This is a genomic window from Rhodoferax sp. (assembly GCF_028688795.1).
Classification (GTDB): domain Bacteria; phylum Pseudomonadota; class Gammaproteobacteria; order Burkholderiales; family Burkholderiaceae_C; genus Rhodoferax.
The window spans coordinates 61,758-77,489 of sequence record NZ_JAQTXM010000006.1 but is presented as its reverse complement, the minus strand read 5'-3'; the positions used below and the strand labels follow the sequence as shown (position 1 = coordinate 77,489).

At 59.8% G+C, this 15,732-nt stretch carries 12 protein-coding genes; 4 read left to right on the top strand and 8 right to left on the bottom strand.

Annotated elements, in window-relative coordinates:
• Window positions 1–308: 308 nt before the first annotated feature.
• Both mgtA and PHQ58_RS06475 read left to right on the top strand, forming a co-directional pair.
• Window positions 309–2,894 carry a magnesium-translocating P-type ATPase gene (gene mgtA, locus PHQ58_RS06480; protein WP_300108650.1) on the top strand — a complete coding sequence of 862 codons (2,586 nt, stop codon included), beginning with the start codon at window positions 309–311 and terminating at the stop codon, window positions 2,892–2,894.
• Complete coding sequence (locus tag PHQ58_RS06475) at window positions 2,864–5,635, top strand: cation-translocating P-type ATPase (RefSeq protein WP_300108647.1); 2,772 nt, start codon at window positions 2,864–2,866, stop codon at window positions 5,633–5,635. The genes mgtA and PHQ58_RS06475 overlap by 31 nt, the downstream gene beginning before the upstream one ends.
• Here PHQ58_RS06475 and PHQ58_RS06470 read toward each other — a convergent pair.
• Together PHQ58_RS06470 and alr are read right to left on the bottom strand one after the other, a co-directional pair.
• Window positions 5,589–6,800, bottom strand: coding sequence for a hypothetical protein (locus PHQ58_RS06470; protein WP_300108644.1), 1,212 nt, complete (start codon window positions 6,798–6,800; stop codon window positions 5,589–5,591). The genes PHQ58_RS06475 and PHQ58_RS06470 overlap by 47 nt on opposite strands.
• Complete coding sequence (alr, locus tag PHQ58_RS06465) at window positions 6,800–7,894, bottom strand: alanine racemase (protein ID WP_300108641.1); 1,095 nt, start codon at window positions 7,892–7,894, stop codon at window positions 6,800–6,802. The genes PHQ58_RS06470 and alr overlap by 1 nt, the downstream gene beginning before the upstream one ends.
• 119 nt (window positions 7,895–8,013) lie before the next feature.
• Here alr and lplT point away from each other — a divergent pair, with 119 nt between their 5' ends.
• Together lplT and PHQ58_RS06455 are read left to right on the top strand one after the other, a co-directional pair.
• A complete protein-coding gene (lplT, locus tag PHQ58_RS06460) occupies window positions 8,014–9,303 on the top strand; it encodes a lysophospholipid transporter LplT (RefSeq protein ID WP_300108639.1) in 1,290 nt (429 codons plus the stop codon).
• Between the two features lie 20 nt (window positions 9,304–9,323).
• The gene (locus PHQ58_RS06455) at window positions 9,324–9,809 is read left to right on the top strand and encodes a glutathione peroxidase (RefSeq protein WP_300108636.1); all 486 of its coding nucleotides are present in this window, start codon (window positions 9,324–9,326) and stop codon (window positions 9,807–9,809) included.
• Window positions 9,810–9,842: 33 nt separating this feature from the next.
• On the opposite strand, the gene PHQ58_RS06450 is transcribed toward PHQ58_RS06455, so the two are convergent.
• From PHQ58_RS06450 to PHQ58_RS06425, 6 genes are all read right to left on the bottom strand, one after another.
• Window positions 9,843–11,060, bottom strand: coding sequence for a hypothetical protein (locus PHQ58_RS06450; RefSeq protein WP_300108633.1), 1,218 nt, complete (start codon window positions 11,058–11,060; stop codon window positions 9,843–9,845).
• A gap of 122 nt (window positions 11,061–11,182) precedes the next feature.
• On the bottom strand, window positions 11,183–12,682 hold the full coding sequence (locus tag PHQ58_RS06445; protein WP_300108630.1) for a cytochrome c: 1,500 nt from the start codon (window positions 12,680–12,682) through the stop codon (window positions 11,183–11,185).
• A 133-nt stretch (window positions 12,683–12,815) separates the two neighbouring features.
• On the bottom strand, window positions 12,816–13,745 hold the full coding sequence (locus tag PHQ58_RS06440) for an FAD:protein FMN transferase (protein WP_300108627.1): 930 nt from the start codon (window positions 13,743–13,745) through the stop codon (window positions 12,816–12,818).
• 10 nt (window positions 13,746–13,755) lie between these two features.
• Window positions 13,756–14,931 (bottom strand): DUF3570 domain-containing protein, encoded by a 1,176-nt coding sequence (locus PHQ58_RS06435; RefSeq protein ID WP_300108624.1) that lies wholly within the window; start codon window positions 14,929–14,931, stop codon window positions 13,756–13,758.
• Window positions 14,932–14,946: 15 nt separating this feature from the next.
• Complete coding sequence (locus PHQ58_RS06430; protein WP_300108621.1) at window positions 14,947–15,174, bottom strand: DUF4266 domain-containing protein; 228 nt, start codon at window positions 15,172–15,174, stop codon at window positions 14,947–14,949.
• Between the two features lie 20 nt (window positions 15,175–15,194).
• The gene (locus PHQ58_RS06425; RefSeq protein WP_300108618.1) at window positions 15,195–15,689 is read right to left on the bottom strand and encodes a TlpA disulfide reductase family protein; all 495 of its coding nucleotides are present in this window, start codon (window positions 15,687–15,689) and stop codon (window positions 15,195–15,197) included.
• Window positions 15,690–15,732: the final 43 nt, after the last annotated feature.

Below are 15,732 nucleotides of genomic sequence, written 5' to 3'. Positions count from 1 at the left end.
TCTCCTTATGAATTGAATGCCATCAAATCTTAAGAGCCTTAAGCCGTGTCAAGCATAGGGGTTTTCGTTAACAATAGTTACAAATTGACACAAATTTCTTGCCACCTGACAGCTGGGTGTTGATGCGTATCAAGAAACAGCATCCTTAGAGAGGTGCATGGCGTTGCTACGGCACATGCTTGGCGTGACTTGCCGCACAGTGCAAATCGTTCTGAAGTGCTAGCATCAGACCAAAAGGCAACTTACTATTAAATATATAGCTATTAACGCTTGTTTAATAAGGGTTACAGGTCAATATATCGATGATGATGCGAGATTCAAGAGCTACTGACGAGGTGAGCGGACTGAGCACAGCCGAGGCTGCTTCGCGGCTCACCCGCTTCGGCCCAAACCGGCTCAAGCCGTCGCTGCAACGCGCGGTGGCCTTGCAATTTTTGTTGCAGTTCAAAAACCCGTTGGTGCTGGTGCTTCTGGTGGCCAGTGCCATTTCAGCCGCCACGGGCGATGCCAGTGGCGCCCTCATCATTGGCCTGATTGTGCTGATGAGCGTGACGCTGGATTTTGTGCAGTCTTACCGTGCCGGCCGCGCTGCCGACCAGCTGGCGTTGCAGGTGGCCGTCACGGCCAATGTGCTGCGCGATGGTGTGCCGCGCGAATTGCCGGTGGCTGACCTGGTGCCCGGCGATGTGGTGCTGCTGTCCGCCGGTGACCTGGTGCCTGCCGACGCACAGGTGCTGCAGGCCAATGACTTCTTCGTCAACCAGGCGCAGCTCACGGGGGAACCCTACCCGGTGGAAAAGCGCAGCACGGGCACACTTCCTCAGCAGCCGGTGCAGCCTGCTTCGGCCGCAAACCCGCCCACCGGCAATAACAGTGACAGCCATGACACCAGCCAAGGCCACACCCATGCCGCTGTGGAAGCCGATGATGCTGTGGCGCCAGACCGTGTTTTCATGGGCAGTTCGGTGGTCAGTGGCTCTGCGCGGGTGCTCTTGGAGCGTACTGGTAGCCAGACGTCGCTGGGGCAAATTGCGGTCAGCTTGACACAAACGGCGCCACCCACCGCTTTTGAGGTCGGTACGCGCCGCTTCGGCATGTTGATCATGCGCCTCACCTTGCTGCTGGTGCTGTTCACCTTGCTGGTGAATTTGGCGCTGCACCGCCCGTTGCTGGAGTCGTTTTTGTTTGCCGTGGCGCTCGCCGTGGGCCTGACGCCTGAGCTGCTGCCGATGGTGGTGTCGGTGACGTTGACGCGCGGGGCGCTGCGCATGGCGGCCCTGAAGGTGATCGTCAAACGCCCCTCGGCCATTCAAGACCTGGGGGCCATGGATGTGTTGTGCACCGACAAAACCGGGACGCTAACTGAGGCCCGCATTCGCCTGGAGCGCCATGTTGATGCCAGCGGTGCCGACAACCCGCAGGTGCTTGAATTAGCCTACCTCAACAGCTATTTCGAGAGCGGCCTGAAAAGCCCGCTCGACGATGCCATCCTGACGCATGAAGAGGTGGATGTGTCGGGCTGGACCAAGATTGACGAGGTGCCTTTTGACTTTGAGCGCCGCCGCGTCTCGGTGCTGGTGGAGCGTTGCAGCGCGCGCCGCTTGGTGGTCAAGGGCGCACCTGAAGACGTGTTGCGCCTGTGCACCCACTATCAGGACGCAGGTGGCCTGACAGTGGCGTTGGATGAAGCAGCGCAGGCCCGCATCAACACCCTGTTTGACCACTTGGGCGAAGACGGCTTTCGGGTGCTTGGCATTGCCTGGCGAGATGTGGCACTGGACCACCCGCACGCTGTGGTGTCGGATGAAAGTGCCCTGATTTTTGCGGGTTTCGCCGCCTTTCTTGACCCGCCCAAAGCCAGTGCCGGGCAAGCCATTGCCGCCATGGCAGCCAGTGGCGTGGCCGTGAAAATCGTCACCGGTGACAACGAACGCGTCACGCGCCATGTCTGCACCCAGCTTGGTGTGGGCATTGACGGTGTGCTCACCGGCACCGAGGTGGCGGCCATGAACGACGACGCCCTGCGCGCCCGGGTGGAGGCCGTCAACCTGTTTTGCCGTGTGAACCCGGCACAGAAAAACCGCATCATCCTGGCATTGAGGGCACGCGGCCATGTGGTGGGTTATTTGGGGGACGGCATCAACGACGCGCCCTCGCTGCACACCGCTGATGTGGGCATCTCGGTGGATGGCGCGGTGGACGTGGCCAAGCAGGCTGCCGCCATGATTTTGCTGGAGCGCGACTTGATGGTGCTGCACGCAGGCGTGCTGGAAGGGCGGCGCACTTTTAGCAACGTCATGAAGTACATCATGATGGCCACCAGCTCCAACTTTGGCAACATGTTCAGCATGGCCGCTGCCACGCTGTTTTTGCCGTTTCTGCCGATGCTGCCTTTGCAGATATTGCTCAATAACCTGCTCTATGACGTGTCAGAGGTTACCCTGCCGCTTGACAATGTGGACGCTGAAGACCTGGCGCAGCCCAAACACTGGGACATGGGCTTTATTCGCAACTTCATGTTGACCATTGGCCCGATCAGTTCGCTGTTTGATTTCTTGACCTTTTACCTGCTGATCAAATTGTTTGAGGCGCACGAGGCTATGTTTCGCACCGGCTGGTTTGTTGAGTCCATGGCGACCCAAGTGTTGGTGATTTTTGTCATCCGCACCCGGCGCAACCCATTGCGCAGCCAGCCCAACCGCTGGCTGGTGTTGACCTCCTTGGCGGTGGTGCTGGCCGCCATGCTGCTGCCGTTCACGCCACTGGCACCTTATCTTGGTTTTACGCCGCTGCCACTGGCATTTTTTGCGTTGCTGGCGGGGCTTCTGGTGTGTTATTTACTGATGGTTGAAGGGGGTAAACAATGGTTTTACAAACGACAGACAAGACGGTGAGCGCAGCGCCTGGCTCTAAAAACGGGGCAGAACCACAAGGTTTGAGCGCCGTGCAAGCCGCGCAGGCCCTGCAGGACAACGGCCCCAACGAATTGCCCGGCGCATTGCACCGTGGCTTGTTGGCGATTGCGCGTGAGACGCTGTCCGACCCCATGTTTGCCCTGTTGCTGGCCGCAGGTGTTCTGTACCTGGTGTTGGGTGATTTGCAGGAAGGTCTGATCATGTTCGGCCTGGTGCTGGTGGTGCTGGCCCTCACCTTGTACCAGGAGGGCAAGACCGAGCGCGCGATTGAGTCGCTGCGCGACCTCACCAGCCCGCGTGCGCTGGTCTGGCGCGACGGCGTGGCGCAGCGCATTGCCGGGCGCGATGTGGTGGTGGGGGATGTGCTGGTGTTGTCTGAGGGTGATCGTGTGCCCGCCGACGCGGTGCTGATTCAGGGCAGCGAGGTTCAGGTGGATGAATCGCTGCTCACAGGCGAGCCCTTGCCGGTGGACAAAGTGGCCGCAGACAGCGCCACCGTTGAGCCCGATGGTGTAGAAGCAATATCGGAGCTGGTTGTCAATGCCTCTGCGGGCGATGGCAGCCAGTCAAGCTTGTTCTCGGGCACGCTGCTGGTGCGCGGGCAAGCCATGGCGCGAGTCACCGCCACGGGGGCCCGCAGCGAAATTGGCCGCATTGGGCTGGCGCTGGGCGGCTTGAATGCAGAGGTGTCGCCGCTCAAGCAACAAATGGCGCGACTGGTCAAGGTGCTGGCCATGGTGGCGGTGGGCGCCAGCCTGTTTTTGTTGCTCGCCTACGGCCTGATGCGTGGTGATTGGTTAGGTGCGTTGCTGGCCGCTATTGCGCTGGCCATGGCCCTGCTGCCGCAAGAGTTCAGTGTGGTGCTGACTGTCATCCCCGCCTTGGGTGCTTGGCGCTTGTCCAAACAGCAGGTGTTGACCCGGCGCATTGCCGCCATTGAAACACTGGGGGCCACCAGCGTATTGTGCGTGGACAAAACCGGCACACTCACCGAAAACCGCATGACGGTGGCTGAGCTTTATGTGCCGCAGCCGGTGCTTGATGCTTCTTTGTCGGCGCTTGTTTTGGTGGCGGGGCAAAGTGAAGGGGCCACGGCGCAAAGTTTGAGCATTGACTACGCCAACACCACCGAGCTGCCAGAGCACTTTCATACCCTGGTGGAGTTTTCGATTCTGGCCAGCGTGACTGATCCGTTCGACCCGATGGAAAAAGCCTTTCGCCGGCTTGGTCAACACTTTTTGCAAGACACTGAGCACTTGCACCGTGATTGGACGCTGATGCAGACCTATGGCCTCACACCCGAGCTGCGTGCCATGTCGCATGTCTGGCAGGCGCGTGTGGGTGATGCCCACGTGGTGGCCGCCAAAGGGGCGCCCGAAGCCATTGTGGATTTGTGCCATCTGGCACCGGCTGCCCAAAAAGTGATTGCCAGTGCGGTTGATGCCATGGCGGCCAAAGGCTTGCGTGTGCTGGGTGTGGCGCGCGCCAGATTTGAGGGAGACAACTGGCCGGCCATTGAGCACGACTTCGAATTTGAATTTGTCGGACTGCTCGGCTTGGCCGACCCTTTGCGTGCCGAAATACCAGAGGCCATGCGCCAGGCCTACGCGGCCGGCATTCGGGTGGTGATGATCACCGGGGATTACCCGGCAACGGCCCAGGCCATTGCGCGACAGGCCGGGTTGCGGACGGCCTCACCGATTGACCAGGCTCTGGTGCAGAAGTCCGCGAAACCCCCTGGGATTGCCGTGGCGCAACCCGATGACTGGCTGCTCACCGGTGAGGCCTTGGCGGCATTGACCGACACCGAACTGCAGCAACGCATGCGCACCGTGAGTGTTTGCGCCCGAATCGCTCCGGCGCAAAAGCTGCGCATTGTGCAAGCCCTGAAGGCCGACGGCGAGGTGGTGGCCATGACCGGTGATGGTGTCAACGACGCACCCGCCCTGAAGGCCGCCCATGTGGGTGTGGCCATGGGTGGGCGCGGCACCGACGTGGCGCGTGAGGCGGCGTCCATCGTTCTGCTGGACGACAACTTTGCCTCTATCGTGGGGGCGGTGCGCCTGGGGCGGCGCATTTTTGACAACCTGCGCAAGTCCATGAGCTACATCCTGGCGGTGCATGTGCCGATTGCCGGCATGGCCTTGCTGCCGGTGCTGCTGGGCTGGCCCACGGTGCTGTTTCCGTTGCACATTGCATTTCTTGAACTGGTGATTGACCCGGCCTGCTCGATGGTGTTTGAGAATGAGCCGGCTGAGGCGGATGTGATGCAGCGCCCGCCGCGCGATGTGTCCGCCCCCCTATTTGGCGGCATGACACTTTGGCTGGCGCTGCTGCAGGGCTTGGGTGCTCTGGCGCTGGTGCTGGCAGCCACGGTGTGGGGTGCGGCACAGCTCACCGAGGGGGCCGCGCGGGCCTTTGCATTTGCGGCGCTGGTGTGCACCAATCTGGCGCTGATCTTTTCTAACCGCAGCCGCGTGGGTTCTTTGTGGGCGAGCTTGTGGGTGCCCAACCGTAGCCTGTGGCTGGTGGTGACGGCCGCTCTGAGCCTACTGCTGCTGGCGCTGTATGTGCCGTGGTTGGCGCGCCTGTTTGCGTTCCAGATGCTGCCGGTGTCTTATCTGGCGGGGGCCGTGGGCCTTGGGCTGGTCAGTGTGCTGTGGTTTGAGTTGGTTAAACCCCGTGCTGCTGGCGCAGTCGCTGCACCTTCTCAAGGTTGACGCGCACGTTGACCTGGTTCGCAGGCAGCGGTGCGCGCACGGTGTGATCGACCAGGCGGGTATCGCGGTACAGGTAGCTGCTCATGGGCATGCCTTTGGCGTTGATGAGGCTGGCCACGTGCGGCGTGGCGGCGCGTTCGCCGCGGGCGATCACCACCGCCACCTCGCCATTGGCCAGCTGCACATAGGTGCCGGGCGGGTAAAAGCCCATCACAGAGGCCATGGCGATGCGCTCGGTTTGGGTTTGCGCGGTGGCCTCCAGCACCAGCGACTTGGCCGCCCCCAGCGCCGACATGGCCGGGCGGCTGATGCGCGGCGCCATCTTGGCCACCAAGGTGTCGGCCAGGTGCAGCAGTTGCAGGCCTAATTGCTGCTCGGCATGCCCGGTGGTGCCTTCGGGGGCGTGATGCCAATGCACCATGTCCAGCAATTCGGCGTCTTGCACACCAAAACCGCGCAAGATGTCGGCGCTGGTGGGCGGGTGGGTGGTGATGATGCTGCGCTGTGCAGGGCTCGGTGGTTGGTGTTGGCGCGCCAGGCTGTCTTGTGGCCGTGCCATGCCAATGTTCATGACCAGGGCCGAGCGCAGCAACACCGTTCGGTTGCCTGGCGGCAAGGCCAGCTTGTCGGCGGTAAGTGCCGCCACCGCGCCACTGAGCAAGGCGTGGGTGGCGCAGTAACCAAGCCCCAGGTCTGGCAGGGCCTGAAACAGCACAAACAGGCATTCATCCGGGTCCTGGTTCAACAATGCCACGGCTTTTTGTTCAATGCCCTCCAGTCGCGGCAATGGTTTGGTGGCTGCGGCGCCCTGGTACAGCAGGCCACGCAATATCTCCTGCAAATCCAGCCAGCCGCCGTCCACCGTACGGCCTTCCAGGTAGTCCGTGTCGAGAATTTCAGCGGGCATGGGTGTGCGGGCGATCTCGGCCGAGGGCACGCCATTCAGGCGCATGGTGCGCATTTCCCGCTCATGGGCTCGCTGCCAGGCGTGGGCGTCGGTCTCGGTCATACAGGCCTGGTGACCGGCCAGCATCTCGCGCTGCGCCTCGGATTGCAGCACCTGGCCACGGCGCAACAGCAGACGGCCATCCGGCGTGCGGATGTCCACCGGCATGGTGCGGCCCAGCTGTACCCGGCTCAGGGGCACGGGCAGGTGGGCCATCATCAGTCAGCCACCTGCACCGGTACCCGTTGCGCCAAGCCACACATCAGCTCATACCCAAGCGTGCCAGCCGCCCGGGCCACCTCGTCAATGCCCAGCACGACGCCGTTTTGGGCGCGGCCCCACAGGGTGACAACGCTGCCCATGCCAGCCTGCGGCAAGTGGGTTAAATCGACCATGACCATGTCCATGCTGACGCGCCCGATGAGGCGGGTGCGCACACCATCCACCAACACGGGAGTGCCAGTGGGCGCCACGCGCGGGTAACCATCGGCATAGCCGCAGGCCACGACACCCACACGCATTGGGTTGTCTGCAATAAATGTTGAGCCATATCCGACGCTAGACCCTGAGGATATTGCCTGAGTAGCTATGATTTTAGAAGAAAGTGTCATGGTGGGCTGCAGGCCCCAGTCGGCAGCGGTGTGTTCCGGGTGGTCTGGCGCGCTGCCATACAGGCTGATGCCCGGGCGTATCCAGTCGGAGGCAGCCACGGCATCGGGGTGGCGCAGGGTGGCGGCGCTGTTGCTCAAAGAGCGCTCGCCGGGCAGGTCACGTGTGGCCTCGGCAAAACAGGCCATTTGCGCGGCAATGCCTTTGCCGCCATCGGCATCGCTGAAGTGTGTCATGAGTGAAATTTCATCGACCTGTGGCAAGGCACTTAGTCGGGCCCAGGCGCTGCGGTAACGCTCTGGCGTGAAGCCAAGCCGGTTCATGCCGCTGTTCATTTTTAAAAAAACCCGGTGCGCCACATGAGTCTTGCAGGCGGCCAGCCAGTCGATCTGCTCGTCGCAATGCACCGTGTGCCAGAGGTCAAGGCGTGAGCACAGCTCCAGGTCGCGCGGCTCAAAAATGCCTTCTAGCAACAGAATCGGTCCGCGCCAGCCCAGGGCGCGCAAGGCTTGAGCCTCATCCAGGTCCAGCAATGCAAAACCGTCGGCGCTGCGCAGTCCTTCAAAGACGCGCCCAATGCCATGGCCGTAGGCATTGGCCTTGACCACAGCCCAGACTTTGGCCTCCGGGGCGGCGGCCCGACTGCGGTTCAGGTTGTGCTGCAGTGCAGCAGGGTAAATGGTGGCTGATATCGGGCGTGGCATGGTGGTGTGGATTAATGCAGTGGGCTGATTTTGACACTGCCGTGCCGTGCTATAACCCGTACCGTTTGGAGACACGTCACCCCTTAATGCGCCGCAACAAGCGGTCGCCAACAATATCGATGAAACGCGGCTTCTTTACCATCATGGCAGCGCAGTTTTTCAGCTCGCTTGCCGACAATGCCTTGTTCGTCGCTGCCGTGCAATTGCTGCGCACCAGCAAGGCGCCCGAGTGGCAGCAGGCCGCATTGGTGCCCATGTTTGCCTTGTTTTACGTGGTTTTGGCGCCTTTTGTCGGGGCTTTTGCCGATTCCATGCCCAAAGGCCGGGTCATGCTGATCAGCAACTTCATCAAAGTGGCAGGCTGCCTCTTCATGTTGTTTGGCACGCACCCGCTGCTCGCTTACGCGGTGGTGGGGCTGGGCGCTGCCGCTTATTCACCGGCCAAGTACGGCATCCTGACCGAACTGCTGCCAGCCTCGCAACTGGTTAAAGCCAATGGCTGGATCGAGGGGCTGACGATTGGCTCAATCATTTTGGGCGTGCTGCTGGGTGGGCAACTGGTGGGGTCATTGATATCACCGCACCTGCTGGCGGTTGATTTTCCATTCATCACGACCTCCGTGGACACCCCGCCTGAAGCCGCCATTGCCGTGCTGATTTTTGTCTACTTGTTGGCTACTTGGTTCAACACCCATATTCCGCTCACCGGTGTGCTGATGCGGCCCATGCCCAAGCCGCGGCACTTGCTGGCCCTGTTGCCTGATTTCTGGACCTGCAACGCCCGCTTGTGGCGTGACAAGCTGGGTCAAATCTCTCTGGCGGCCACCACGCTGATTTGGGGCGTGGCCGGCAATTTGCGTTTTATTGTGCTGGCTTGGGCGGCGGCTGCGCTGGGGTATTCGGTTACGCAGGCGTCTGCCTTGCAAGGTGTGGTCGCCATTGGCATGGCGGTTGGCGCCATGGCCGCTTCCATGCGCATGAAGCTTGAAGATGGCCCCCGCGTGATCACCTTGGGTATCGTGATGGGCTTGCTGATCATTGGCCTGATCTTCATTACCAATGTTTGGGTGGCAGCACCGTTTTTGATCATGCTGGGGGCCCTGGGCGGCTTTTTGGTGGTGCCCATGAACGCCTTGTTGCAGCACCGTGGCCATAATTTGATGGGGGCTGGGCGCTCGATTGCGGTGCAAAACTTCAATGAACAGGCCTGCATTTTGGGCTTGGGCGCGCTTTACAGCCTGTCCACCGGGTTGGGGGTGCCAACTTTTGTGGCCATCACCGGGTTTGGCGTGGTGATTGCCGGCTTTATGCTGCTGATTCGCCGCTGGCACGCACGCAATCTGGTGCAGCATGCCGACGAAATTGAGCGCTTGCTAGCCATTGCCAGAAACGACAAGGCGCATGGCTAAGCGAATATGAAGGGCAAGGAATGACAACGGTTTATGACTTCGAGGCGCTGTCAATCGACGGCAAATCTGTTGCCATGAATCAGTTCAAAGGCAAAGCCTTGTTGATTGTCAATACCGCCAGCGCCTGCGGTTTCACGCCGCAATTCACCGGGCTTGAGCAGTTGCATGAGCGCTATGGCAAAGATGGTCTGGTGGTGCTGGGCTTTCCGTGCAACCAGTTTGGCGCGCAAGATGCGGGCACGAATGACGAGATTGCAAGCTTTTGCCAGCGTAATTACGGCGTGACGTTTCCGATGATGGCCAAGATAGAGGTCAATGGCGAGCAGGCACACCCGCTCTACCACTGGCTTTGTTCAGAAGCGCCTGGCCTGCTGGGCAGCAAGCGCATCAAGTGGAATTTCACCAAGTTTCTGGTGGGGAAAAATGGCCAAGTGCGCAAGCGTTATGCGCCTACCGACATGCCAGAGAGCCTGAATGAAGACATTGAGGCAGCTCTGGCCGCTTGAGATCAGGCGCACGGGTTGTGCGCAAAGAGCCTGTTAAATGCCGGGCGTGGCCAGATAAGCGGCAATGTTGCTGGCAACGGTGGCGTTTACTGAACTGCTCAAGTAGCCCATGCCGCCCTTGTTGCTGCTGATGGCGCTCAAAATTGTGTTTGAGGCATTGGCCCCCTTCAGAATTTTGCTGACATTGTTGGCCGGGGTTGCGGTGTGGCATGCAATACACAAACTCATGTAACTGGCTTTGCCTGCAGTGGCTGATGCCGTGGGCGCTGCAGGTGTTGTCGGCGTTGTGGGTACTGTTGGTGTGACAGGCGTTACAGGCGTTGTTGGCGTCACGGTGCCCGTTGTGGCACATGCAGGCACATAAGGCACCAGGTTTTTGATGTCATCTGAAGTTTTGTTACTGTGGTCAGACTCTGCGATTTGACGAATAGCTTCCAGGTTATTCAGCAAGTTGCTTTCGATGTGGTCTTCCCTGGCGTGTTCGTCCTGCTCGCTCTGTTCATTGCTGGAATGGCTTTCACTGCTGTCATTTTTTTCGCTGCTGGTGCGTGTTTCGGCGTTCGCACTGGCTAATTGGGTGCTGCTTGTGGGGCAAGTGGACGCTGTCCCTGAGGCCGTCGCCTGCGCATCATGCTCCTTGGATTTTTGAACGCTCAGCACATAGGTTGCGGCAAACACGCCGGCTTTTTTGTGATCGTCACTGCTGCTGCGTTTGGCAACATAGTCGTCAAAAACAGACACGGTGGTCGCCGTCAGACCCATTTGGCTCTTGATATGGGTTTCAGCAGTCTCAATGCTGGTGTTGACTCCGGCTGCTTTGTCGGCGTCAATCTTCGTTTGGACCAAGGTGGTCAGTGGGCTGATCACACTGTGCTTGCCCGCTGGCGTTTGCATGCTGTAGGCCGTTTTCACGGCACCAGTGTCAGCGTCGGTGGCGTCCAGACCAATTTGAGCGACCAAGGTGACAGTTGCCAGGTCGGCTGTGGGCACATTGAGTGTGACCTGGCCGGCGGCATTGGTGCGCCCTTGGGTTTCAGTTGTTTGACAAATGCCGTCGTTGTTGCTGTCCACGCAAACCTGTGCGTTGCTGATCAAGCCGTCCATGACCGTGGTGGTGACTGGTGTAAGTGCTGCAGCGGTGAGGCTTGCAGGTGCCGTGGCGGTACTGCCACCCCCACCGCCGCAAGCGGTGAGGGTCAGGGCCGCAGCTGAAATCAGGCTGAGGGTGAAGTGGTTGGTGTGAAATTTCATGGTGAGCTCCGGTAGTTGTGTTGGATTGGCCTTGCTGACGCTAAGCGGCAACTTGGCGTTTAAGCGTGGCATCAGCAGTACCCGATGCAAGTCATCGAGCGTGCTGATGCATCGGTTTTGCGTTACAGATTGGGGGTGGCCAGGTAAGCAGCCAAGTCATTCAACTGCTGCGTGGAAAGCTTTCCTGCGAACATGCCCATGCCGCCGGCGTTGCTGTTGATCGCGCTCAGAATGCGAGTTGGGTTATTTGCGCCGTTCAGAACTTTCTGAAGGCTCGGCGGCGTGCCGTGGCAATTTGCACAACTTAAAACGCTGTTCGTGGTGTACAGCACTTTGCCGTTGGCTGCAGAATTCACCACAGGTGCTGCGGCCACGGTGAAGCTACGTGCCACCGCTGTTGCGCCAGAGAAACTGGCATTGCCCGTCTGGGTTGCCGTGACGCTGCAAGTGCCTGCCGCCACCAGCGTCAGCGTTACGCCACTCACCGTGCAAACTGCCGGTGTAGTGGACGCAAAGCTGACCGCGAGTCCGGAATCCGCATTGGCACTCAAGGCCGGTGTGGCTACGCCCATGGTCTGGTTGGCTGGTTGCGCAAACGTGATGGCCTGTGCTTTGAGAGGCGCAGCAGCCACTTTGAATGTGATTGAGACCGGTGTGGCAGCTGCGTAGCCGGTGTTGCCAGCCTGGTTGGCAGTGATGGTGCAGTTGCCTACAGCCACTAGCGTCAATGCTGTGCCACTGACCGTGCACACCGCAGACGTTGCAGATGTGAAGGTAGCGGCTAGCCCAGAACTTGTGGCGGCGCTCAATGCAGCAGGTGATGCGCCCAGAGTCTGGGCGCCAGGGCCAGCAAACGTGATGGTTTGTGCGGCGGGTGCTGGCGTCGATGCAGGGGCAGACGCCGCGGGTTGCGTGGCCGATGCCGCTGCTGCGGGTGACGACGCCACCGGTGTGGGTGCCGCAGGCGCTGGTGTGGGTGTGATAGCGGCTAGTTCGAGGCCAGCCGCTTCTATGGTTTTTGTCCCCAGCTTGATCTTGAGCTGGTCCAGCACCTGATCGGTGTCGTCGCCAATGCCAGGCAAGGCCACCGTGGCCGCGACCAGTTTGGTGCCAATGGGGTCAAGCGCCAACCTGGATGTGTCCACGCCCAGACTGGTCAGGTAAGCCTTGACGCCGGTCAGGGCAGCAGACACCTTGGCAGCGTCGTAGGTCTTGACCGTGGCGGCGTCAAAGTTGTCAAAAGCCGAGGCCGCAGTGCCTTTGACAAGGTTGGCAAGGACCAAGTCAGTGACTGGGGTGATGTTGGCGTTGCCCAATGCGCTGACCAAAGTGTGGAGTTTTTGTGCGGTGCCGAAATCCACCCGTGCCAGGCACGGCAAGGTCAGGCCAGTAGCAGGTACGTTGTAGCTGCCATCGGTGTTGGTGGCGACGGCAGCTGCCGTGCCGCTGACGCATTTAAGGGACACACTGCCGCCAGAAATGGCCAGACCGGTGGCGGCCACGCCGGAGATGGTCGGCGCGACTGCGGGTTCGTTACTGCTGCTGCCTCCGCCGCAAGCGGTGAGCGTGGCCACAGCTGCGGTGATCAGGCCAAGTGAAAAATAGTGCGTGGTGTTTGTCATGGTGAAGTTCCTCGGGGCGGGGTGGGTGAAAGCTAAGAAAGTTGGAATGGGAATAGATGTCGTGAGCGCATAGACAGATGTGGATAGACGCTTGTATGTGCACGAAAAATGGTGGGTGGAACAGGCAGCAGGCTCAACAAGCACTTGGGCCGCGCAACACCTGGCCATCGTGCTGCACGGCCAGGTAACGCAGGTTTTGCGATTGCAGCCAATCCACAGCGTTCGGACCTTTGAGCATGGCGATAGTGGCTGCCGCACCTGCTGTGGTGGTGTTGCTGGTCAGCACGCTGATGGACTGCCAGTGGCTCACCGGCCAACCCGTCTGTGGGTTTAGCACGTGGCAATAGCGCACCCCATCCTGAATAAAAAACCGTTCGTAGTCGCCACTGGTGGCCAGGCCACCGCGTGACAGTGCCAATGTCGCCAACGTTTTGGCTGCACTTGCCGTGTCGGGCCGGGGGTGTGCCATGTCGATTTGCCAGGCTGTACCTTGCAGTTCTGGCAGGCCACGCCCACCCAAAGCGTGTAAATCACCTCCCAAATTCACCAAAGCGTGTGCAAACCCATGGCTTTGCAGCACGGCAGCAGCCCGGTCGGCGGCGTATTCTTTGCCAAAGCCGCCAAAATCCAGCGTCATACCGGGCTGTGTCAAACGCACTTTGCGGCCCTGGCGCTCAAGCCCTTGCAAGCCTACCAAGGGCAGCAAGGCCTGCAGCTGGGTCGCTGTGGGTCGCTTGGCTTGTTTGAAGTCCCAGGCACGTTGCAACACCCCGGAGGTGATGTCAAACAAGCCCTCGCTTTGCACCCAAAGCGCTTGGGCAAAGTCAAGCAGGCCCATGGTTTCGGCATCTACTGGCACGGCCGCCATCCCGGCCGCACGGTTGATACTGCTGATGACGCTGGCGGCGCGGAAACGTGAAAATTTGTGTTCAATGCGCTGCACCTCGGCGATCGCCGCCTTGGCAGCCCGACGCATGACGCGTTCATCCTGGCCATCAAGCAGCAAGCTACAAGGCGAGGCCATGGCTGAAAAGTCAAAACGCAACGCGCGCCAGCGGCTCATGGACGGCTTTCTAGAAGCGGTGCGTCAGGCCAACTTGGGTGAAGTTGGCATTGAACGTGTCTAACCCTGGACTACCGCTGCCGCCCAGGTGCAACCCCGAGGTCTGGCGGTAGTTCTCAAACTTGACATCCACCACGGTGTTGGGTGTGACGGCATAGCTGGCCTTGATCGACAGTGTGACCGCACCAAAGGCAGAAAGACGCTGGTCGGCGGACTTGTAAGTCATGTTGCCTGTAGGCGCCAGCGTGGCACCCAGGTCGTATTGACCTTGTGCGTCCAGCACCGCGTCAAAGTAGAAATTGGCTGCGCTCTGGCTGTAGTAGCGCACGCCTGGCGTGAACGTCCATTTGCCAATGGGTTGCACCCATTCAACCCCAAAAGTGTGTGAGTTCACGCCAAAGGTGTCGCTGTAATAGCGGTAGCTGCTGTGAATGGCGGCGTCAAAACGCTCAACATAGTGGTTCCAGCGTGCCAATGCAATCCAGGTGTTGCGCTGCTCGGGGCGCTGGTCAAACAGTTTGTAGGGGTCAGTGAAATAGCCGCTGCCAACGCTGCGGGTCAGGTTGAGTTGGGCAATGTCTGTGGGGGTAAGCACTTGCGTGACGCCTGCCATGTACTCATGTGTACGCTTGTGTTTGTCAATGGCAGTGCCAAGGGTGAGGCTGTTGTCGATGCTGTCATTGGACGTGCCATAACCCACTGTCCAGGTTCGGTTGTTGTCTTCGCTGGACCAGCGTGCATCCAGCCCAATGGCGGTCGAGGTGTAGTCGTGTTCGTCAGAATAGGCCACGCTTGCCGACACCGCCGCACGGGGAAAATAGCGGGTGACTTTAAGGTCGCTGGCACTGCGGTAATCACTCATCCGGCTGGCACCGCTTTTTTGGGAATGCCACCGCGGTGAAGCGCCTGACACGCTGTCGCCTACCCAAGAGCCTTCAAGGGCCCATTCACTGCCGATGGGCGCCTGCACGTATACGTGCGGCGCCTTCACGCTGACGCGATCCCAGCCGGCCTGGCCATCGTCATAGATGCCGTACTTGATGGCGATGGTGGTTTTTTCCGGGGCGTTTTCGGCAACTGCCGACAGAGGGGCAAAGCCGGCCAAGGCCACCAGGCCAGGTAGCACCAAAGAGGCCAACAAGATCCCGGTGGCGTGCTGCTGAGACATGGGGTTTGATTTTTTCATGCTGAAAGTTATGCTTTAGTTGCAACCACAGCCGCCGCCGCCAACGCCATAGCCGCCGCTGGAGTTCTCTTTGCTGCCATAGATGTGTTGCACAAAGCGCTGCTCGAGTGCATCGCCTTCAAAGGTCATCATGGGTTTGGCCAGGTTGCCTTTTTCCCAGGCTGTGACCTGTCCCAGACTGCTGCAGCCGCTTAGCCACGCCATTGCCGTGACCGTCAGGATCTTCATCAAAGCATTTTTCATCGGGTTTCCATTGAGGCGTTTCAGAGGTGCAGGGCTTGCTTGATTTGTGTCTCCAGCTCCGCCCGATGTTCGGCCTTGAAGCCGTTGTGAATGCTGATCACTTTGCCGTCCGGGCCAATGAGCACCGAGGTGGGCATGCCGCGAATGGCGTAGTTCTTCGGTGTTTGGCCAATTGCGTCAAACGCCACGGTGAAATTGGTCGGGTTGTCTTTCAGGAACAAGGTGGCGTCAGCATGGCGTTGGTCCACGTTGACTGCGACCACACGCAAGCCCTTGCTGCTGTATTTGGTTTGCATCTCGTTCATCCAGGGAAACGACTGCTTACAGGGGCCGCACCATGACGCCCAGAAGTCAAGGTACACGGTTTGGCCTTTGAAGCTGCTCAGGTCCACTGCCGCCTGTACGCCGGGCAAGCTGAAGAGCGGCGCGGGCTGACCAAGGTCCAGTGCTTGTGCAGTCACGCCCAGCAGGGTGGTCAGCAGCAAGGCGGCGATTTTGGTGATGACTTTTTTCATGAGCGAATGACTTTCAAAATGTGTGTCAAAAAGTGTCTTAATT